This is a genomic window from Streptomyces sp. NPDC037290, from assembly GCF_055603245.1.
In genome coordinates, this window is record NZ_JBVJVZ010000002.1 from 994,570 (window position 1) to 1,013,610 (window position 19,041).

16 protein-coding genes are annotated in these 19,041 nt (G+C 71.9%); 12 read left to right on the top strand and 4 right to left on the bottom strand.

Annotated elements, in window-relative coordinates:
- Positions 1 to 107: 107 nt before the first annotated feature.
- Entirely contained in the window at positions 108 to 1,172 is a 1,065-nt protein-coding gene (locus tag ACZ7HQ_RS10265) for a S1 family peptidase (RefSeq protein ID WP_470986989.1), read from the bottom strand.
- 569 nt (positions 1,173 to 1,741) lie between these two features.
- Here ACZ7HQ_RS10265 and ACZ7HQ_RS10270 point away from each other — a divergent pair.
- The gene (locus tag ACZ7HQ_RS10270; RefSeq protein ID WP_470986990.1) at positions 1,742 to 2,230 is read left to right on the top strand and encodes a helix-turn-helix domain-containing protein; all 489 of its coding nucleotides are present in this window, start codon (positions 1,742 to 1,744) and stop codon (positions 2,228 to 2,230) included.
- 338 nt (positions 2,231 to 2,568) lie between these two features.
- On the opposite strand, the gene ACZ7HQ_RS10275 is transcribed toward ACZ7HQ_RS10270, so the two are convergent.
- Complete coding sequence (locus tag ACZ7HQ_RS10275; protein ID WP_470986992.1) at positions 2,569 to 3,696, bottom strand: site-2 protease family protein; 1,128 nt, start codon at positions 3,694 to 3,696, stop codon at positions 2,569 to 2,571.
- A gap of 215 nt (positions 3,697 to 3,911) precedes the next feature.
- Here ACZ7HQ_RS10275 and ACZ7HQ_RS10280 point away from each other — a divergent pair, with 215 nt between their 5' ends.
- Entirely contained in the window at positions 3,912 to 4,208 is a 297-nt protein-coding gene (locus ACZ7HQ_RS10280) for an antibiotic biosynthesis monooxygenase (protein ID WP_470986993.1), read from the top strand.
- 111 nt (positions 4,209 to 4,319) lie between these two features.
- Entirely contained in the window at positions 4,320 to 5,426 is a 1,107-nt protein-coding gene (locus ACZ7HQ_RS10285; RefSeq protein WP_470986994.1) for a pentapeptide repeat-containing protein, read from the top strand.
- Positions 5,427 to 5,805: 379 nt separating this feature from the next.
- On the opposite strand, the gene ACZ7HQ_RS10290 is transcribed toward ACZ7HQ_RS10285, so the two are convergent.
- Positions 5,806 to 6,465, bottom strand: a complete 660-nt coding sequence (locus ACZ7HQ_RS10290; RefSeq protein WP_470986995.1) for a TetR/AcrR family transcriptional regulator — start codon at positions 6,463 to 6,465, stop codon at positions 5,806 to 5,808.
- Positions 6,466 to 6,541: 76 nt separating this feature from the next.
- On the opposite strand from ACZ7HQ_RS10290, the gene ACZ7HQ_RS10295 reads away from it, so the two are divergent.
- The 8 genes from ACZ7HQ_RS10295 (at position 6,542) to ACZ7HQ_RS10330 (ending at position 17,065) form a co-directional block, all read left to right on the top strand.
- A complete protein-coding gene (locus ACZ7HQ_RS10295) occupies positions 6,542 to 7,705 on the top strand; it encodes a serine hydrolase domain-containing protein (RefSeq protein WP_470986996.1) in 1,164 nt (387 codons plus the stop codon).
- Between the two features lie 592 nt (positions 7,706 to 8,297).
- A complete protein-coding gene (fusA, locus tag ACZ7HQ_RS10300; RefSeq protein WP_470986997.1) occupies positions 8,298 to 10,355 on the top strand; it encodes an elongation factor G in 2,058 nt (685 codons plus the stop codon).
- Between the two features lie 665 nt (positions 10,356 to 11,020).
- The gene (locus tag ACZ7HQ_RS10305; RefSeq protein ID WP_470986999.1) at positions 11,021 to 12,337 is read left to right on the top strand and encodes an ABC transporter substrate-binding protein; all 1,317 of its coding nucleotides are present in this window, start codon (positions 11,021 to 11,023) and stop codon (positions 12,335 to 12,337) included.
- Between the two features lie 8 nt (positions 12,338 to 12,345).
- Entirely contained in the window at positions 12,346 to 13,338 is a 993-nt protein-coding gene (locus ACZ7HQ_RS10310; RefSeq protein ID WP_470987001.1) for a carbohydrate ABC transporter permease, read from the top strand.
- 13 nt (positions 13,339 to 13,351) lie between these two features.
- Positions 13,352 to 14,191: a carbohydrate ABC transporter permease gene (locus tag ACZ7HQ_RS10315; protein WP_470987150.1), complete on the top strand. Its 840-nt coding sequence runs from the start codon at positions 13,352 to 13,354 to the stop codon at positions 14,189 to 14,191.
- A gap of 44 nt (positions 14,192 to 14,235) precedes the next feature.
- Positions 14,236 to 15,600 carry a GH1 family beta-glucosidase gene (locus ACZ7HQ_RS10320; protein ID WP_470987002.1) on the top strand — a complete coding sequence of 455 codons (1,365 nt, stop codon included), beginning with the start codon at positions 14,236 to 14,238 and terminating at the stop codon, positions 15,598 to 15,600.
- A gap of 109 nt (positions 15,601 to 15,709) precedes the next feature.
- On the top strand, positions 15,710 to 16,321 hold the full coding sequence (locus ACZ7HQ_RS10325; protein ID WP_470987004.1) for a hypothetical protein: 612 nt from the start codon (positions 15,710 to 15,712) through the stop codon (positions 16,319 to 16,321).
- Between the two features lie 39 nt (positions 16,322 to 16,360).
- Positions 16,361 to 17,065, top strand: a complete 705-nt coding sequence (locus ACZ7HQ_RS10330) for a YcnI family copper-binding membrane protein (protein ID WP_470987006.1) — start codon at positions 16,361 to 16,363, stop codon at positions 17,063 to 17,065.
- 99 nt (positions 17,066 to 17,164) lie between these two features.
- Here ACZ7HQ_RS10330 and ACZ7HQ_RS10335 read toward each other — a convergent pair whose 3' ends face one another.
- Positions 17,165 to 17,926 carry a CDP-alcohol phosphatidyltransferase family protein gene (locus ACZ7HQ_RS10335; RefSeq protein ID WP_470987007.1) on the bottom strand — a complete coding sequence of 254 codons (762 nt, stop codon included), beginning with the start codon at positions 17,924 to 17,926 and terminating at the stop codon, positions 17,165 to 17,167.
- A 107-nt stretch (positions 17,927 to 18,033) separates the two neighbouring features.
- On the opposite strand from ACZ7HQ_RS10335, the gene ACZ7HQ_RS10340 reads away from it, so the two are divergent.
- Complete coding sequence (locus ACZ7HQ_RS10340; RefSeq protein ID WP_470987008.1) at positions 18,034 to 19,023, top strand: zinc-dependent alcohol dehydrogenase; 990 nt, start codon at positions 18,034 to 18,036, stop codon at positions 19,021 to 19,023.
- Positions 19,024 to 19,041: the final 18 nt, after the last annotated feature.

Genomic DNA, 19,041 nt, shown 5'->3' on the forward strand with positions numbered 1-19,041 from the left:
CTTCCCCCCCCCCCTCCCTCTTCTTCCCCCCTTGTGTGGCTGGTTGCTCCCTTTCTTTTCCCCCTTCCCTTCCCCCCCCCCCCCCCCCCCCCCGCCCGCGCGGACGGTTACGGGATGTCGGCGCCCTCGGCGCTCAGTGCGGCCGTCACCGGCTGGAAGAACGTCTCGCCGCCGGAGGTGCAGTCACCGCTGCCGCCGGAGGTCAGTCCGATCGCCGCGTCGCCGTCGAAGAGGGCACCGCCGCTGTCGCCGGGCTCGGCACACACGTCGGTGTCGATCAGTCCGGAGACCGAGCCCTCCTCGTAGTTCACCGTGGCGTCCACACCGGTGACCGTTCCGCCGTGCAGGCCGCTGGTGCTGCCGCTGCGCTGGACCTGCTCGCCCACGTAGGCGTCGGCGGCGTGGGTGATCTGCTGGGAGCCGCCGTCGTACAGGTCGACCGCGCTGGGATGGTCGGCACCGGAGTCGTCGTACTGGACGAGGGCGTAGTCGGTGCCGGGGAACTGTGAGTCGACGGTCTGGCCGATCTCCGTGCCGCCCTGGGAGTCGGACCAGGTCGAGGAGGCGTTGCCGCAGTGGCCGGCGGTGAGGAAGTAGGGCTCGCCGTCCACGGACACGTTGAATCCGAGGGAGCAGCGCACCGTGCTGCCCCAGATGGCGTCGCCGCCGGCGGCCAGTGGCTTGAACGGTGCGGTCGCGTGCCGCAGGACCGCCTGGTCGCCCAGTGCGTCGACCGCCTTGTCGAGCCGGGCGCGCGCCGCCCCGGTGACCGTGGGGTCGGCGGTGACCACCACCTTGTCCTGCCGGGGGTCGATCGCCCACGCGGTGCCGGGGATCCGTGCCTGCTTGCCCAAGGTCCCCATCGCTGCGTGGAGTTGGGCGGTGGAGTAGTGCACCACTCTGGGTACGGCCCCCGCCTCGCGGACCTGGTGCGCCGCGGAGGGGTCGGTGATGTCGACGACGAGATGCCGGGACGCGGCGTCGTAGTAGGAGCCGGCGGCGCGATTCCCGAGCCGGGCGGTGAGGTCCGCGGCGGCCTTGACCTGGTGGGCCGCCGAGGCGGGCGCGGCGGTGGCCGCGCCGGCGGCCGGCAGCAGGATGGCGGTGGCGGCGAGTGCGGCCGCGCCGGTGCCCGCGAGGATGAGGCGAGCCGTCATGTGACGGTACGTCATGTATGGCCTCCTGTGGGGGTGTCCCGTCTGCTCGGCAGGCCGGGACCGGAGGGGTTGGGGAGGGCATGTCCATCGCCCAGGTGTGGCGTGACCATGCCAAAAGTTGGACCTTTGACGAGTATCGCGACGCGCGACCCCCGGCCACAAGGAGCCTTTCCGGCCGCACGCCGGGTATGCCGGCGACCCGTCCCGCGGCGAGCAGCGGTTCGACGTACGACGAGCGGCGAGGGGCGAGGGGCGAGGGGTAGTTCGCCGTACCGCATTCCGGGCGGCGAGGGGCAGTTCGCCGCACCAAGCTCCGGGCGGCGAGCGGCAGTGCGCCGTACCGCGCTCCGGGCGGCCGGGAGTCGCCGTCATCGCCATCCCACGCGAAGGTGCCCAGCAGCCGCCCGCGCACCCCGAAACACCCTGAACACCCCGAACACCCGAAGGCCCCGAGGATCAGCGGGAACAGCGCGATGACGCCTGCCGACTCCGGCACGTCGCCGGCCTCGCACGGCCTGGTGCGTAGTACTGGCAGGGCCAGCCACGCCCTTGGTGATCGGCCGGGTGACGAGCAGACTCAAGGCATGGGCGACAACGATTTGGGCGAATTCCTGCGGGCCCGCCGTGCTGGACTCATGCCGGATGAGGTCGGGCTGCCGGTCGAGTTCGGCGCCGGTCGCCGGGTCGCCGGTCTGCGTCGCGGTGAGGTCGCGCAACTGGCCGGGGTGAGTACCGAGTACTACACCCGTCTGGAACAGGGCCGCGCCCGGCAGCCGTCCGAACAGGTGCTGCACGCCCTCTGCGACGCGCTGCGGTTCGATGACATCGAGCGGCGGCACCTGTTCGCCCTGGCGGGCACCACAGCCGGGCACAAGGACCGGGCCGAGCACTCGTCACGGCTACGACCGGCGCTGCGACAGATGCTGGAGTCGATGGATCTGGCTCCTGCCTTTGTCAGCGACCGGAACCTCACCGTCGCCGCCGGGCGCAGGCGCGTCCAGGGCGACTTCGACGCCTGGGAGGAACTCAGCCGCTCCACCGACTCCACCGAAGGCGGAGTAACAGTCGCCTGACGCCGGACAATTCACCAGGACAGCGGCCGGTAACGACGCTGTGGCCCCCACCCCCCGGAGCCGGCGACAGCGCCCCGTCCGGCACATGCCGCACGCGACGCACGCGTCCGCCGCCGGGCCTGCTCCTCGCGGTGCTCGGCGCCGGATGCCTGCCGGGGCGGCGGCGCCGGTGTTCTTCGTATCTCACGATGTCAACAGCCGGTCCGCACGGGAACGACGTGCCGTGCTGCCACCGATCCGCAGCGCGCCCGGGCGCCGGCACGGTGCCCCGGCTGGTCTCGGCGACGTCGAGAGCTCCGGCCGGCGGCCCACGACCGGCCCACGGCTCAAGGGCGGCCTCACGAAGAGCGCCCCCCTTGAGCCGTACGGCGGGACCGGTCGATGTCGTGCGCCGTGACGATCCCCAGCAGCCGGCTGTCGTCCATGACCAGGATGGGCAGGAGGCGGCCCTCGGTGCCGATGCGCTCCAGGGCGGAGGTCAGCAGCTCGTCCGGTGTGGCGAGCGCACACCGTGACAGTGGGGTCGCCACGTCCCGTGCCCGCAGCGACGCCCGCTCGCCGGCAGGTACGGCGGCCAGCCGGCCCAGCTGTACGACGCCGCTGGGCCGGCCCTCGAAGTCCAGCAGCGGCAGCACCGCGTGCCGTGCACCGGCCGCCACCTCGGTGAGGAAACGGTCGACGGTCAGCCAGTCCGGACCGGTGACCACCGGAGCGGTCATCGTCTGCCCGACCCTGAGGCCCCGCAGGGCCGTGACCAGCTCCGCCCACCGGCGTTCCGCCGCGGCCACACCTGAGACGAACACACCGACGAGAATCAGCCACAGGCCGCCCGACACGCCCCTGGCGAACGCGAGCCAGCCCAGGACGGCCAGCACCATGCCGACGACCTGACCGCTGCGCCCCGCCGCCCGCTGGGCCCGCTCGCGATCCCCCGTGCGCCACCACAGCGCGGCCTGCAGCAGCCGGCCTCCGTCCAGCGGCGCGGCGGGCAGCAGGTTGAACACACCCAGCACCAGATTCGTGCCGCCGAGCCAGCCCAGCACGGCGACCAGGATCCGCCAGCCCGGCGCCGCCTCGGCCGCGGCCGCCGCGCCGAGCCCGATGCCGCCGAGCAGCAGGCTGGCGAGCGGCCCGCTTACGGCGACGACGAACGCCGTCCGCGCCGTCGCCGGCCGGTCCATCCGGGTGAATCCGCCGAGCGCCCACAGCGTCACGTCCCGCACGCCCACCCCCGCCCGGCGAGCCGTCAGCGCATGCGCCGCCTCATGCACCAGCAGGCTCACCAGCAACAGCACGGCTCCGGCGACCCCGGCCACCGCGTACACCACGGGTGCGAGGCCCGGCGCGTACCCGGGCAGGGTGCGGACTGCCAGACCGTACGCGAAGAAGAGCATGACCAGTGGCACGCTCCAGTGGGCCCGCAGCACCAGTCCCCGCACACTCCCGAGCCGGATCGAACCCCTCATCGTCCTCACCGCCGACGACTCGTGCCCTCCGACCGCACGCGTCCTGCTCCCATGGTCCACCGTCGGCCGCACAGACGGAACGCCCCACGTCACGGGGATACGACACGGATGGGCGACGCGGCGCCCGGCCACGCAGGCGCAGCCGGCGGCCCGCGCCTACGGTGGTCGAAGAGGACTCGGCGAGCCGACGAGCCGGCGCTGCGGAGGAGGCCGCGATGGAAGAGCACTACATCTGGGTGACCACACGCCGCATCCGGCCGGACACCCTGGAGGACTTCGAACAGGCGTGGCGGCTGGCCCCCGCCCCGCAGGGTCTCCGTCGTGCCTACGCCTACTGGTCCGAGGACGGTCAGGAGATCACCGGGGTGTCGTTCTGGGACTCCCGGGAGGCGTGCGACGCCTGGAGGTCCTCCGAGCACGAGGCGCAACGGCGCGCGGCCATGGCCCCCTTCGTCGTCGAGGAGAGGGAAGGCTTCTACCGCGGCCGCGAACTCGCCATCCCGCAGCGGTGACCCACGAGCTTCGGCAGACGGCGGCTGGTGCCGTGACCACAAGGTTCGCCGGGTTCGGCCTTGTTCTAGGATCCGATGGCTATGGGGGGATCCGTTCACAGCCGCCGGCGTGTGACTCGCGCGGTCGTCGTGGCGTTGGCCGGGGTGGCCGCACTGGTCGTGCTGTTCGTCGTGCTTCTGATCCTGCCGGGCATGGTGGTGGACCACGATCTCGCCGGCGGCCACCTTGCCGCCGCGGACCGGATGAACGCGGTGAACAACGTGCGTGCCACGCTCCTGCAGGCGACCGGTGGCGCGGTCGTCCTGTTCGGCGCCTACGCCACCTGGCGGCAGTTGCGTGTCAGCCAGGACGGGCTGAACGCCACCCGGGAGGGCACTGTCACCGATCGCTTCAGCCGGGCGGTGGAACAGCTCGGCAGTGACAAGCTGGACGTGCGGATCGGCGGCATCTACGCGCTCTGGCGGATCGCGGACCACTCCGCCCGCGACCACGAGGCCGTCGTCTCGATCATGGCCGCGTACCTTCGGACCCACCTGCCGTGGCCGCCACAGGAGCCGGGCGCTCCGGCGGCGGACGCGTCCATCAACTCCGTGCGCCCACTGGAGACTCGTGCCGCTGATGCTCAGGTGGCGCTCACCTGCCTCGGAGTCCTTGGCCAGGAACGCAGCCCGGGCTGGCTGAACGTCAGCTTCACCGATCTTCGTCGAGCCGATTGCGACGGGCTGTGGCTGAACGGTGTCAACCTCGACGGAACGTGCCTGGAAGCGGCGAGCGTGTACCAGGTCAACCTGAGCGGGGCGTCACTGATCGAGGCCAATCTGCGGCACGCCGAACTCGGGACGTCGATTCTTCACCAGGTCCGCTGTCTCGAAGCCGATCTGCGCGGCGCCCGCCTGGTCAAGGCCGACCTGAGGGAGGCGGACTTCTCCGGTGCGGACCTCAGGGAGACGAACCTGCGCAAGGCTCGGGCCCATGGGGCGGTGTTCGTCCGTGCGGATCTGCGACTGGCTGATCTGCGGGGCTGCGACCTCGGCGGTGCCGACCTGCGGGACGCGAGACTGGAAGGCGCGCTGGCGAGCGACCTGACCATCTGGCCGAACGGCTTCGATGTCGACGCGGCCGGCCTCGTCATCTCCGAGGATCCCGGCGCCGAACCTGACGTTCTGCTGCCGGCTGCCGCGATCACGAGGCCGGTCCCGCCCCTGCTGTCGGCCTGATGTCGGTTCGACTTCATCGCGTCGGATCGATCAGGCCGCCGAGTCGACCCGAGCGGCGGGGTGCCGCTCGGGTCGGGCGGGCGGGGGCACTCGATCTCGTTGAACCGGTGGTTCACGTCCCGGACGGTGTCCTCGCCGGCCCGCGCCAGCGGGGCGATCACCGGAACTCCCTTCCCGCCGGCCGAGGCCGGCAGCATCATCGTGCACCGGAACCGCACCGAGTCGGCCCGCCCCGGCGCACGCTCTGTTACAGCTCCTCTCCCGCCTGGTCGGTCCACCTGCCCACACCGGCAGGCTCGGCCACCAGCGGTCGGCTCGGACGCCACCGCACATCCGACCGCCAGAAGAGACGGCCCGGCGCACCATCCCGGCCAGAGCACTAACTCGGGCGGATCGCGGCTTCGAGGTGGGCGAGTTGGGCGGCGAGGATCTCCTCGAACGCGGCGCGGCGGTCCGCCCCGAGGGGGCGGACGTCGCGGGCGAAGTGGGCCAGGGCCGGGAAGCGTTCGGGGTCGGCGCCCAGTACCGCCACGCGGAACAGCTCCATTCCCTGTTCGTACTCTTCGGGGGTGACCGTGCTGACCCCGGCCTCCGAGGCAATCAACGCGGCGATGAGGACCGCGATGCGGTGGTAGCGCACCGGGATCTCCTCGTCGGGCAGCCCTGACGTGCGCAGCGCCTGCAGCACCTCTTCCATGACCAGCCGGGAACCGGCGCCGCCGGACGCGTAACGGCCCCAGACCGCGGCGAGCTGGGGCTGCCGGCCGAAGGCCTCTCTCAGGCGCAGGGCCAGGTCCGTGATGCGCTGCTTCCAGTCGCCCTCGGCGCAGTACCCGTCCATGGCGGCCAGGAGGATCCGGTCGGCGACCGCGCGCAGCAGTTCGGTCTTGCTGCGGAAGTGCCGGTAGAGGCTGGAGGAGTCCGTCCCGAGCACTGCGGCGAGCTTGCGCACGCTGAACGACTCGGCGTCGCTCGTGCGCAGCAACTCCGCCGCCGCGTCCAGGATCTCCTCGGTCGACCAACGCCTTCGGCCCGTCATCGTGCTCCTCTCACCGGTTTTCAGCCTAACCTACCTGTGCACTTGGTGTTGCACGCGGTGCGTGCATAATGGGGACATGAAGCAGCACGAGGACATGGGGCATGACGAAAGGACGCATGACGTGAAGCACCCACTGGACCCCGCGGCGCTGGACGCGGCCGTCGAGAACGTCCACCGCGCCGGGATGCCGGGCCTGTTCGCCGAGGTGCGGGACGGCGACCAGGTCTGGCGCGGCGCCGCGGGGGTCGCCGATGCCGCCACCGGCCGCCCCGTCACCGCCGACATGCGGCACCGCGTGGGCAGCATCACCAAGACCTTCACCGCCGCAGCTGTGCTCCAGCAGGTCGAGAGCGGTCGGATCGGACTCGACACCCCGATCGGCCGGTACTTACCGCAGCTGGTTCCCGGAGAACGCGGTGGCGCGATCACGGTCCGGATGCTGATCAACCACACCAGCGGCCTCGCCGAGTACCTCCCCTGCGCCTACCCCTCCCTCAAGGCGTACCCCGTCCTCGCGGACACCGGACCCCAGAGCCTGGACGACCACCGGTTCACGCGGTTCGACCCCGTCGAACTGATCGAGATGGGGGTCACCGCACCTCCCGCCGGCGCCCCGGGCGGTACGCCGGGCGTGTACTCGAACACCAACTACCTGCTCCTCGTCCAGCTCCTGGAACACGTCACCGGCACCACGGCCGAGCGGTACATCACCCGTCACGTCATCGAGCGCGCCGGGCTTCAGGACTCCCAACTCCCGGCTGGACCGTACGTCCACGGGCCGCACTCGCGGCTCTACGAGGCGTGGTTCGGCATGATCGACCCGCCGCGCGACTACAGCGTCTACGACATGTCATGGGTGGGGCCGTCGGCCTCGCTGATCTCAACCGTCTCGGACCTCAACCGCTTCTACGGCATGCTGCTGGCCGGGGAGATCGTCAGCCCGTCGTCGCTGGCGCAGATGCAGCGCACCGTCCCGGTCATCTCCCAGGAGGGAAGGACGATCGACTACGGCCTCGGCCTGTACCCGATGGAGGGCCCTGGTCAGGGCACCTTCTGGGGCCATGGCGGCACGGTCTGGGGTGGCGGAGCGCTGTCCATGACCCGTGCCGACGGCAAGCGGCAGATGACGGTCGCGGTGAACATGCAGAGGTGGAACAGGCTCGACTCCTCGGGCAGGCCGCAGCCCCACCCCATCGACGACGCGCTCGCGACCCTGTACCGCGTGGCGATGTACGGCTGACCCGGAGCGCAGGGGGCAGCACTGCGCGGGCCGGCGGCGGCTGCGGCCCGGCACCGGGCTCGCCCACGGCGTCGTCGGACGGGGCGAGTTCATGGTCGTGGTCGACGGCGAGGGAGCCGTGGCAGGCACGGTGTCTGCCCGTCGTCCCGGCCGTCCGAGGAACGGCGCAGGCCGGGCTGCGCCGCCGCACCGGCTCCGGCCGGACGGCGTACCCGGAAAATCACGTGCCCCGGCGGCGCGCCTCTCGTACCGTCATGCCGTACCGAGCGCCGCGACGACCGTACGGCGGCGCCTGTCGTCCGACACAGAGGGGAGCCCGGCCGTGCGCGCACGCACCGCTGTCGTCGCTCCCCGTTCCCGGTACGAGGTGATCCTCGTGTCCTGGTCCGGCCGGTGCCCGCTGCGCGGCCGGCACCGGATGCCCGTGACGTCCCGCTGACCCCCTGCCGCACCGGCCCACGCCGACGGCCGGGGTGCCTGCTCTCCACAAGGACGCAAGGACTTGAGGACGCAAGGACTTGGACGCAAGCACGCACGGGCGATCGCGCTGCCTTTTCCCGATCCACAGCGAGCCTCAGAAAGGCCCTGGGCCGTGCGCACGAACACCACCACCCTCGCCGCCATCCGCAACCTCGGCATCCTCGCCCACGTCGACGCGGGCAAGACCACCGTCACCGAGCGGATCCTGTACGCGACGGGCACCACCCACAAGCGGGGCGAGGTGCACGACGGCACCACCGTCACCGACTTCGACCCGCAGGAACGCGACCGCGGCATCACCATCTTCGCCGCCGCCGTCAGCTGCGCCTGGGACGGGTACCGCGTCAACCTCATCGACACTCCCGGGCACGTCGACTTCGCCGACGAGGTCGAGCGGTCGCTGCGCGTCCTCGACGGGGCGGTCGCCGTGTTCGACGCCGTCGCCGGGGTCGAACCGCAGAGCGAGTCGGTGTGGCGGCAGGCCGACCGGCACGGCGTGCCGAGAATCGCGTTCGTCAACAAGATGGACCGCGCGGGCGCCGACCTCGACCGAGCTGTCGACTCCATCCGGCGCCGGCTGCATCCCGCGCCGCTCGTCGTCCAGTTGCCCATCGGCGCCGAAGACGCGTTCACCGGCGTCGTCGACCTGGTGCGCATGCGCTCGCTGGTCTGGGCCGACGGCGCGGCTACGGCCGTGGAGGGGCCGGTGCCCGAGGAGTTGAGGGAGGAGGCCGTACGGCGGCGGCGCGCGCTGGAGGAAACGGTTGCGGAACTGCATACGGCCGCCCTGGAGGAGTTCTGCGACCGGGAGACGCTGTCCTGCGGTACCCTCACCGCCGCCCTGCGCGACCTCACCCGCACCGGGGACGGCGTGGTCGTGCTGTGCGGCTCCGCCTACCGCAACCGCGGTATCGAACCGCTGCTGGACGCGGTCGTGGCCTGGCTGCCCTCGCCGCTGGACGTCCCCGCCGTGCGCGGCGTCCACGAGGGCACCGAGCAGTGGCGGGCCGCCGACCCCGAAGCTCCGTTCGCAGGGCTCGTGTTCAAGGTGAGCGCGAGCGCCACCGGGCGGCTGGCCTACGTGCGCGTGTACTCGGGCACGATCGAGAAGGGAGACACCGTGGGGATCCCGGGCACCGGGCGCACCGAGCGCGTGGCGCGCATCCTGCGGGTCATGGCGGACCGGCACGTCCAGCTCGACCGGGCGGTCGCGGGCGACATCGTGGCGCTCGCCGGGCTGAAGTCGGCGCGGGCCGGCTCCACGCTCTGCGACCCCTGCGCACCGCTGCTGCTCGAACCGCCCGTGGCCGCCGAGCCCGTGGTGTCCGTGGCCGTCGAGGCCCGGCGCGCCACGGACACCGGCCGGCTGGCGTCGGCGCTGGCGCGACTGGCCGAGGAGGACCCCTCGCTGGTGGTGCGCACCGACGCCGAGACCGGGCAGACCGTGCTGTCCGGGATGGGGGAACTCCATCTGGAGGTCGCCGTGGAGAAGATCCGCCGAGACGGCGGGCCGGAGGTCGGCGTGGGCCGGCCACGGGTCGCCCACCGCGAGACGGTCGTCGACGGGGTGACCGGCTTCGTGTTCAGGCACGTCAAACAGGACGGCGGAGCGGGGCAGTTCGCCCATGTCGTGCTCGACGTGGAACCGCTCGGGCCCGAAGCCGGTGTCACCGGCTTCGAGTTCCGCTCGGCCGTGGTCGGCGGGCGGGTGCCGCAGGAGTACGTGCGCGCGGTGGAGGCCGGCTGCCGGGACGCGCTCGCCGAGGGGCCGCTCGACGGGCATCCGGTCACCGGGCTGCGGGTCACGCTCACCGATGGCTCCACGCATGTGAAGGACTCGTCCGACACGGCCTTCCGCACGGCGGGCCGGCTCGGGCTCCGTGCGGCCCTGCGCGCCTGCACGCTCGCCCTGCTGGAACCGGTCGCCGAGGTCACGGTCACCGTGCCCGAGGACGCCGTCGGCTCGGTCCTCGGTGACCTGGCCGCCCGGCGCGGCCGGGTCGGTGGCTCTCAGGCCCGTGGCGGCGTGGCCGTACTGACCGCGACCGTCCCGCTGGCCGAACTGTTCGGCTACGCAACCCGGTTGCGCAGCCGCACCCAGGGCCGGGGCACCTTCACGACCCGGCCCGCCGGCTACGCCCCGGCACCGCGACCGGTGCCGGTCCGGTAGCGGGGGAGGACCCCGCGCCACGAGGCGACGCACCACGAGGCGACGCACCACGAGGCGACGCGTCACGAGGCGACGCGGCACGTGGTGCGGGGCCCGTGTGTGGCGTCGTTCTGCTGTCTGGTGCGGGATCGGCGTGTGGCGTCGGCGTGCTGTCTGGTGCGCCCCTGGATACGGCGTCGGCCTGCTGTCTCGTGCGCCCTGGATGCGGCGTCGGCCCGCTGCCTGGTGCGGGATCCGTGTGCGGCGTCGGCCCGCTGCCTGGCGAGGCCCCCGCACACTGCGTTGGCCCGCTGTGTCGTGCGGGCCCCGCACACCGCGGCGGCCCGCTCGGGACGCGCCGCCGCTGCCCGGGACTCGCCGCCTGCGGCGCCGGCACCTCATCCCACCGTCGACACACAACCGTTGCAGAACACCGCTCCGGCCCTCCGGCCGCAGGTCACGCACGGTGCGGCCGCCCGGGCCGCCATGAGGTTCCCCCGATTCCCGCGGATTTCCAGCTGGTTGGACCGTTCGCCGCTGCCGTATCCCTTGACGAGCGATTCTCCGGAGGGTTTAACTCACGTCCTAAATTAAGCCATGAGAGGCTTCGGGGGTCGGACGGTTCCGAACGGGTGTCGGTCCGCGGCCTCGGGGGTCTCGACTCCCGGAAAGGGACACCAGGAGCCATGCGCAGCATCCGAGCCGCGGCCACAGGCGCCGTCACCCTGTCTCTCGTCCTCGCGGCCACGGCCTGCGGAGGCGGCTCGTCCAGCGGCGGCGGGTCCGACGACTCGCCGAAGACGCTGACGTACTGGGCCACGAACCAGGGCGCCAGCATCGACGTCGACAAGCAGGTCCTGCAGCCCGAACTCGACAAGTTCCAGAAGCAGACCGGGATCACGGTGAAGCTGGAGGTCGTGCCCTGGTCCGACCTGCTCAACCGGATCCTCACCGCGACCACGTCGGGTCAGGGCCCGGACGTGCTGAACATCGGCAACACCTGGAGCGCGTCCCTGCAGGCGACCGGTGCGCTGCTGCCGTGGGACGCGAAGAACTTCGCGAAGATCGGCGGCAAGGACCGGTTCGTCGACTCCGCGCTCGGCTCGACCGGCGCGGCGGGCAAGGACCCGGCCGCCGTCCCGCTGTACTCGATGGCCTACGCCCTCTACTACAACAAGAAGATCTTCGCCGACGCCGGGATCAGGAAGCCACCCGCCACCTGGGACGAGGTGGTCGCCGACGGCAGGAAGATCCAGGCGAGGGGCAGGTCCGCGCTCGGCGCCGAGGGCTCCAACCTCGCGGAGAACATCCACCACGTCTTCGTCTTCGCCAAGCAGCACGGCGCCGACTTCTTCACCGCCGACGGCAAGCCCGACTTCACCAGCCCGAAGGTGGTGGAGGGGGTCAGGAGTTACATCGACCTGATGGCCAAGGACAAGGTCATCCCGACCGGAGACGCGGAGTACGCGCAGAACCAGTCCGTCAGCGACTTCGCCAAGGGCAGGCAGGCGATGCTGCTGTGGCAGTCCGCCTCCGCCAACCTCACGTCCCAGGGCATGAGCGAGGACGCCTACGGCATCGCCCCCGTCCCGGTGATCTCCGGTACCCCCGGCAGCGGTACCCAGGTCAACTCGATGGTCGCCGGCATCAACCTCGCCGTCTTCAAGAACACCCACAACCTCGACGGCGCCACGAAGTTCGTGAAGTTCATGACCTCCGACGCCGAGCAGCGGATCCTCAACAAGGCCTACAGCACCATCCCGCCCGTCAAGTCCGCACAGGCGGCCGCGGCGTTCACCACGCCCGCCACCGCGGTGCTGAAGAACACCCTCGCCACCAGCGCGGCCGCCCTGCCGCAGGTCGCGTCCGAGTCGCAGTTCGAGACGGCGGTCGGCACGGCCGTCAAGGACCTGTTCGCCGACGCCGCCGCCGGACGCGCCGTGACGACCGACTCGGTCAGGGCCGCCCTGCAGAAGGCCCAGCAGCAGATGCCGGCGGCGTGAGCCCGACGATGACGACGACCGCCCACAGGGAGCCGGTCCGACAGGCGTCCCCCGGTGCGCCGGTGCGCGAACCCCGCCGCCGCACCGGGCGGATCCGCCGCATCGGACTCCCGTACCTGCTGCTCCTGCCCGCCCTGCTGCTCGAACTCCTCGTCCACCTGGTGCCGATGGTCATCGGCATCGTGATGAGCTTCAAGGAGCTCACCCAGTTCTACATCCGCGACTGGGGGACCGCCCCCTGGTCCGGTCTCGGCAACTACCGGGTGTCGGTGGACTTCGACGCCCCCGTCGGCGAGGCGCTGCTGCACTCCTTCTACGTCACCGTCGGCTTCACCCTGCTCTCCGTCGGCCTGTGCTGGCTGACCGGCACCGCCGCCGCGATCTTCATGCAGGACGGCTTCCCCGGCCGCGGCCTGCTCAGAGCGCTCTTCCTGGTGCCGTACGCGCTGCCCGTCTACACGGCCGTCGTCACCTGGGTCTTCATGTTCCAGCACGACAACGGCCTGGTGAACCACGTCCTGCACGACCAGCTCCACCTCACCGCCGAGCCGTCCTTCTGGCTCATCGGCGACAACAGCTTCTACGCGCTGCTGACCGTGTCGGTGTGGAAGGGCTGGCCGTTCGCCTTCCTCATCGTGACGGCCGGACTGCAGAACATCCCGAAGGAGCTGTACGAGGCCGCCGCGCTGGACGGCGCCGGGATGTGGCAGCGGATCCGCCGCATCACCCTGCCCGCACTGCGCCCCGTCAACCAGGTGCTGGTCCTCGTCCTGTTCCTGTGGACGTTCAACGACTTCAACACGCCGTACGTGCTGTTCGGCAGGTCCGCGCCCGAGGCCGCCGACCTCATCTCCGTCCACATCTACCAGGCGTCCTTCGTCACCTGGAACTTCGGCACCGGCTCCGCCATGTCGGTCCTGCTGCTGCTCTTCCTGCTCGTCGTCACGGGCGGGTACCTGCTGTTCACCTCGCGCGGACGGAGGGCTTCCGCTGATGTCTAGCGCCAACTCGCCCATGGCGCCCCCGCGTTCGTTCCTGTGGTCGCGGCGGATCTTCCTGACCCTGCTCACCGGGTTCGTGCTGGTCCCGGTGTACGTGATGGTCTCCAGCTCGCTGAAGCCGCTCGCGGACGTGACCGGCACGTTCCGCTGGCTGCCCAGCGGCCTGACCATCCGCCCGTACATCGACATCTGGTCGACGGTCCCGCTCGCGAGGTACTTCACGAACTCGCTGATCGTGGCCGGCGCGGCGACGGTCTGCTCGGTGGTGATCGCGGTGTTCGCCGCGTACGCCGTCAGCCGCTACGACTTCCGCGGCAAGCGGGTCTTCACGGTGACGGTCCTGTCGACACAGATGTTCCCCGGCATCCTCTTCCTCCTCCCCCTCTTCCTGCTCTACGTCAACATCGGGAACGCCACCGGCATCGCCCTGTTCGGCTCCCGGGGCGGCCTGGTCCTCACCTATCTCACCTTCTCCCTCCCGTTCTCGGTCTGGATGCTGATCGGGTACTTCGACTCGGTGCCCCGCGACCTGGACGAGGCGGCGCTGGTGGACGGCTGCGGCCCGCTCGGCGCGCTGCTCAGGATCGTCGTACCGGCCGCGGTCCCCGGCATCGTCGCGGTCGCCGTCTACGCCTTCATGACCGCGTGGGGCGAGGTGCTCTTCGCCTCCGTCATGACCGACGACACCACCCGCACCCTCGCCGTCGGCCTCCAGGGCTACTCCACCCTCAACGACGTCTACTGGAACCAGATCATGGCCGCCTCGCTGGTCGTCAGCGTGCCCGTGGTGGCCGGCTTCCTGCTGCTGCAGCGCTATCTCGTCGCCGGTCTGACGGCAGGTGCCGTCAAGTGACCCTCGGCCGAGTCACCCCCACCCCGCATTCCGAAGGGACTTCCGTGTCCGAACGCATCGACCTCGCCGCACTCCCGCACGACTTCCTGTGGGGCGCGGCCACCGCGGCGTACCAGATCGAGGGAGCCGTCGCCGAGGACGGCCGCACGCCCTCGATCTGGGACACCTTCTCGCACACCCCGGGGAAGGTCGCGAACGGCGACACCGGCGACGTCGCCTGCGACCACTACCACCGCTGGCGCGAGGACATCGCCCTGATGCGCCGGCTCGGCGTCAACGCCTACCGGCTGTCGCTGGCGTGGCCCCGTGTGATCCCCGGCGGGACGGGCCCGGTCAATCCCAAGGGCCTCGCCTTCTACGACGAGCTGGTGGACGCCCTGCTGGAGGCGGGCATCACCCCGAGCGTCACCCTCTACCACTGGGACCTGCCGCAGGTCCTCCAGGACCGCGGCGGCTGGCCCGCGCGGGACACCGCCCACGCGCTGGCCGAGTTCGCCTCGGTGGCCGCCGCCCGCCTCGGGGACCGCGTCACGCTCTGGGCGACCCTCAACGAGCCGAGCTGCTCGGCCTGGATCGGTCACCTGGAGGGCAGGATGGCCCCGGGCTGGACCGACCTGACCGCCGCCGTACGGGCCTCCGTCCACCTTTTGCTGGGCCACGGCCTCGCCACGCAGGCGATCCGCGCCGCCGCGCCCGGCGCGGAGGTCGGCATCGTCAACAACCTCTCCACCGTGCACGCCGCCACCGGCCGTCCCGAGGACGTCGCGGCCGCCCGCCGCCACGACGGCCACATCAACCGCTGGTGGCTCGACCCGGTGCACGGCCGCGGCTTCCCGGCCGACATGATCGAAACCTACGGCGCCGAACTCCCGCTCCGCGCGGGCGACCTGGAGACGATCGCGACCCCGCTGGACTGGCTCGGCCTGAACTACTACTTCCCGGCGTACGTCGCCGACGCCCCCGACGGCCCCGCGCCCTACGCCCGCTCGGTCCGCCGTGCCGGCGTCCCGCGCACCGGCATGGACTGGGAGATCGACGCGAGCGGCATCGAGACCCTGCTGCTGCGGCTCACCGAGGAGTACGGCGCCCGGAAGATCCACGTCACCGAGAACGGCTCAGCCTTCCCCGACGTGGTCCGCCCCGACGGCAGCGTCGACGACCCCGAACGCCAGGACTACCTGGAGCGCCACCTGGCCGCCTGCGCCTCGGCCGCCCGCAGGGGCGCCCCGCTCGCCGGCTACTTCGCCTGGTCCCTGCTGGACAACTTCGAGTGGGCGTACGGCTACGACAAGCGCTTCGGCCTGGTCCACGTCGACTACGGCACCCAGGTGCGCACGATCAAGGGCAGCGGACACCGCTACGCGGCCATCATCCACACCCACCGGACCCGGTCCCGCCGGGCGGCCTGAGCCGTCACACGGCACGGCGACCGGCCGTGCCGGCGCAATGGAATGCCGCGGTGACTGAACAGGGCGTCGGTGCCGCGCGTAACACCCAGCCGTGGGAGGATCCCTCACCATGAGCGCGTCCCCGGCGGTGAGAGGTCTGCGTGCCGTGGTGTTCGCCGCGGTGTGCGTGCTGCTCGCTGCCGCCGGGCACGGGCTCGCCATGGGGGCTCCGCCGCCGCTGTGGGCCGACGCGGCCGGTTTCCTCGGCGTGTTCGCACTCGGCTCGGTTCTCGGCGGCCGGGAGCGGTCGTTGCCCGGCATCGGCGCGGCCATGCTGCTCACCCAGGCCGGACTGCACCTCGGCTTCGACGCCGCCCGTTCCGGCCCCGGCACCGTGGGCATGGCCGCCATGCCGGGCCACACCATGGCCGCGATGCGCCCGCAGGCGGCAGCCCACGTCACGGCGTACCCGCAGCTCACCGGCCATGCCACCGCCGCCCACCTGCTCGCCGCGCTCGCCGCCTCCTGGTGGCTGCGGCGGGGCGAGGCCGCTCTGTGGTCGCTGCTGCGCCGGGCCGCCACGCTGGTGTGGGGCCTGTCCGCCTGGTGGCGCGGCACCCCGCTGCCCGCCGCCGATGCCGGCCCGCGCGTCCCGGCCGCCCCCGAAGCGCCCCGTCCGGCCCTGCTGCGGCATGCCGTCAGCCGGCGCGGACCACCGTGCTCGATCCCGTACTCGCTCTGACCCCGTTCCTCACGTCAACCGTACGGAGATCGACCCATCATGTCCGCATCACGTCTCACCGCCCGCCGCGCCGGCACCGTCGCGGCCCTCGCCGCCACCACGGTCCTGCTGGCCGCCGGTGCCGCTTCCGCGCACGTCACCGTCCACCCCGAGAGCTATGCCAAGGGAGCCACCGACGGTGTGCTGACCTTCCGCGTCCCGAACGAGGAGGACAGCGCCTCCACCACCAAGGTGCAGGTCTTCCTGCCGACCGACCACCCCGTCCTCGGCGTGCTCGTCCACCCGCAGGACGGCTGGACCGCGAAGGTCACCACCACCAAGCTCAGGAAGCCGGTCAAGACCGACGACGGCACCATCACCGAGGCCGCCTCCGAGATCACCTTCAGCGGCGGGAAGATCGACGCCGGGCAGTACGAGGACTTCAACGTCGCCTTCGGTCAACTTCCCGATGACACCGGCCAGTTGGTGTTCAAGACCCTGCAGACCTACTCCGACGGCAAGGTCGTGCGCTGGATCGAGGGGCCGGCCGGCGGTCAGGAGCCGGAGAACCCGGCCCCCGTGCTGAAGCTGACGGCCGGTGACGAGAGCGCCGCACCGGCCCCCGCGAAGACCGCCGCCGCCAAGGCGGCCGGCACGAGCGACTCCACGGCCCGTGGGCTCGGCATCGCCGGGCTCGTCGTCGGCGTCCTCGGCCTCGCGGCCGCCGCGTTCGCCATCGTACGGAGCCGGTCCGTGCGGTCGTAACCGGTGAAGCCGGCGTAGAAGGCGAAACCATGGGAGGGCCCGGACCGGCAACCGGTCCGGGCCCTCACCTTGCTCCGGCTCTGCTCCCGCCGGGCCGGCTCAGCGCGTCGCCAGCTCCAGCACCCTTGCGCCGGCCGGCGTCTCCACCGTCACCCGGGACGCACGCCACAGCCATCGCACGTCCCGGCCGAAGGACCACATCAGCGAACCCAGGGCCAGCAGCACGATCGCCAGGTTCGCCAGGTGGGGGAGCAGGCCGGCGCCGGCCACCAGCAGGCAGATCCCCTGGATCGCGGCGACGGTCTTGCGGGCGAAGGACGCCGGCAGCGGGGCGTTCAGCCAGGGGGCGACGCGGGCGGCCGCGACGAAGGCGTACCGCATGCCGCCGATCAGCAGCACCCACGGGCCGAGCTGCGTGGACACGTACACGCTCAGCACCAGGATCAGGAACGCGTCGACCTCCATGTCGAAGCGCGCACCGAGCGCGGTCGACGTTCCGGTGCGACGGGCCACCTTGCCGTCCACGCCGTCCAGCAGCAGTGCCACGGCGGTCAGGGCGACCAGCAGGGTCACCGGCGGCGCACTCTCGAAGGAGTCCGCGACCAGCGCGGTCACCCCGCCCACCAAGGTCGCCCGGCCGAGTGTGACCCGGTTCGCGGGGCCGAAGGACCGCAGGTGGGAGCGGTGCAGCGCACGGGAGAGCACCGCCCAGGTGGCGAACGCGAACGCCAGCCCCGTCAGCCAGCCGGCCGGCCCCATGCCTATCGCCGTGCCGAGCAGGGCGAGCAGCAGCAGCTGTACGCCCGCTCCCACAGCGGTCTCCTGCTGGAGCCTCGCGTCATACGTGTTGTTCAGGGCCACCGCACACCCTCCGGCCGAGTGACAGAGTCGATCAACGCCGCGTACTGTGCGCGGCCTGTGCACTTCTCGGTACGTGAACAACTTCCCCATCGTTCAGGAGGATGCCGATGAACCGCTCGGCCCGCGCGTTCTGGCTGCGCTCGCCCGGCCACGGTGAACTGCGCGACGTCACCCTCGCGGAGCCCGCCGAGGACGAGGTCCTGGTGCGCGCCCTGTACTCCGGAGTGAGCCGCGGCACGGAGACGCTCGTCTTCCGCGGCGGAGTGCCGGACAGCCAGCACGCCGTGATGCGGGCGCCGTTCCAGGAGGGCGACTTCCCCGGCCCGGTGAAGTACGGCTACCTCAGCGTCGGCATCGTGGAGGAGGGCCCGGCCGCGCTGCTCGGGCGCACCGTCTTCTGCCTGTACCCGCACCAGAGCCGTTACGTCGTTCCGGTGAGCGCCGTCACCGTCGTGCCCGAACGGGTGCCCGCGGAGCGGGCCGTGCTCGCCGGGACCGTGGAGACGGCTGTGAACGCCCTGTGGGACGCGGCGCCCCTGATCGGCGACCGGATCGCGGTGGTCGGCGGCGGCATGGTCGGCTGCTCGGTGGCCGCGCTGCTCGCCCGCTTCCCCGGCGTCCGGCTGCAGCTCGTCGACGCCGACCCCGCCCGCGCGAAGACGGCCGAGGCGCTCGGTGTGGACTTCGCCACGCCCGACGGCGCCCTCGGCGACTGCGACCTCCTCGTGCACGCCAGCGCCACCGAGGCCGGCCTCACCCGCGCCCTGCAACTCCTCGCCCCCGAGGGCACGGTCGTGGAACTGAGCTGGTACGGCGACCGGCGCGTCGCCCTGCCGCTGGGCGAGGCCTTCCACTCCCGCCGGCTCACCGTGCGCAGCAGCCAGGTCGGCACCGTCTCCCCGGCCGCCCGCCCCGGCCGCGGCTACGCCGACCGGATGGCGCTTGCCCTGGACCTGCTCGCCGACCCGGCACTGGACGCGCTCATCACCGGGGAGAGCGCTTTCGACGAACTCCCGGACGTCATGCCGAAGCTCGCCTCGGGCGACATCCCCGCCCTGTGTCACCGGGTCCGGTACGCCGAGACCGGCCTGACCTGAGAAAAGAGTGAGAGGGAG

Coding starts and splice junctions, on each gene's coding strand:
- ACZ7HQ_RS10265 (WP_470986989.1), bottom strand. CDS start 1,172: ATGACGTACCGTCACATGACGGCTCGCCTCATCCTCGCGGGCACCGGC.
- ACZ7HQ_RS10270 (WP_470986990.1), top strand. CDS start 1,742: ATGGGCGACAACGATTTGGGCGAATTCCTGCGGGCCCGCCGTGCTGGA.
- ACZ7HQ_RS10275 (WP_470986992.1), bottom strand. CDS start 3,696: ATGAGGGGTTCGATCCGGCTCGGGAGTGTGCGGGGACTGGTGCTGCGG.
- ACZ7HQ_RS10280 (WP_470986993.1), top strand. CDS start 3,912: ATGGAAGAGCACTACATCTGGGTGACCACACGCCGCATCCGGCCGGAC.
- ACZ7HQ_RS10290 (WP_470986995.1), bottom strand. CDS start 6,465: ATGACGGGCCGAAGGCGTTGGTCGACCGAGGAGATCCTGGACGCGGCG.
- ACZ7HQ_RS10295 (WP_470986996.1), top strand. CDS start 6,542: ATGAAGCAGCACGAGGACATGGGGCATGACGAAAGGACGCATGACGTG.
- ACZ7HQ_RS10305 (WP_470986999.1), top strand. CDS start 11,021: ATGCGCAGCATCCGAGCCGCGGCCACAGGCGCCGTCACCCTGTCTCTC.
- ACZ7HQ_RS10310 (WP_470987001.1), top strand. CDS start 12,346: ATGACGACGACCGCCCACAGGGAGCCGGTCCGACAGGCGTCCCCCGGT.
- ACZ7HQ_RS10315 (WP_470987150.1), top strand. CDS start 13,352: ATGGCGCCCCCGCGTTCGTTCCTGTGGTCGCGGCGGATCTTCCTGACC.
- ACZ7HQ_RS10325 (WP_470987004.1), top strand. CDS start 15,710: ATGAGCGCGTCCCCGGCGGTGAGAGGTCTGCGTGCCGTGGTGTTCGCC.
- ACZ7HQ_RS10330 (WP_470987006.1), top strand. CDS start 16,361: ATGTCCGCATCACGTCTCACCGCCCGCCGCGCCGGCACCGTCGCGGCC.
- ACZ7HQ_RS10340 (WP_470987008.1), top strand. CDS start 18,034: ATGAACCGCTCGGCCCGCGCGTTCTGGCTGCGCTCGCCCGGCCACGGT.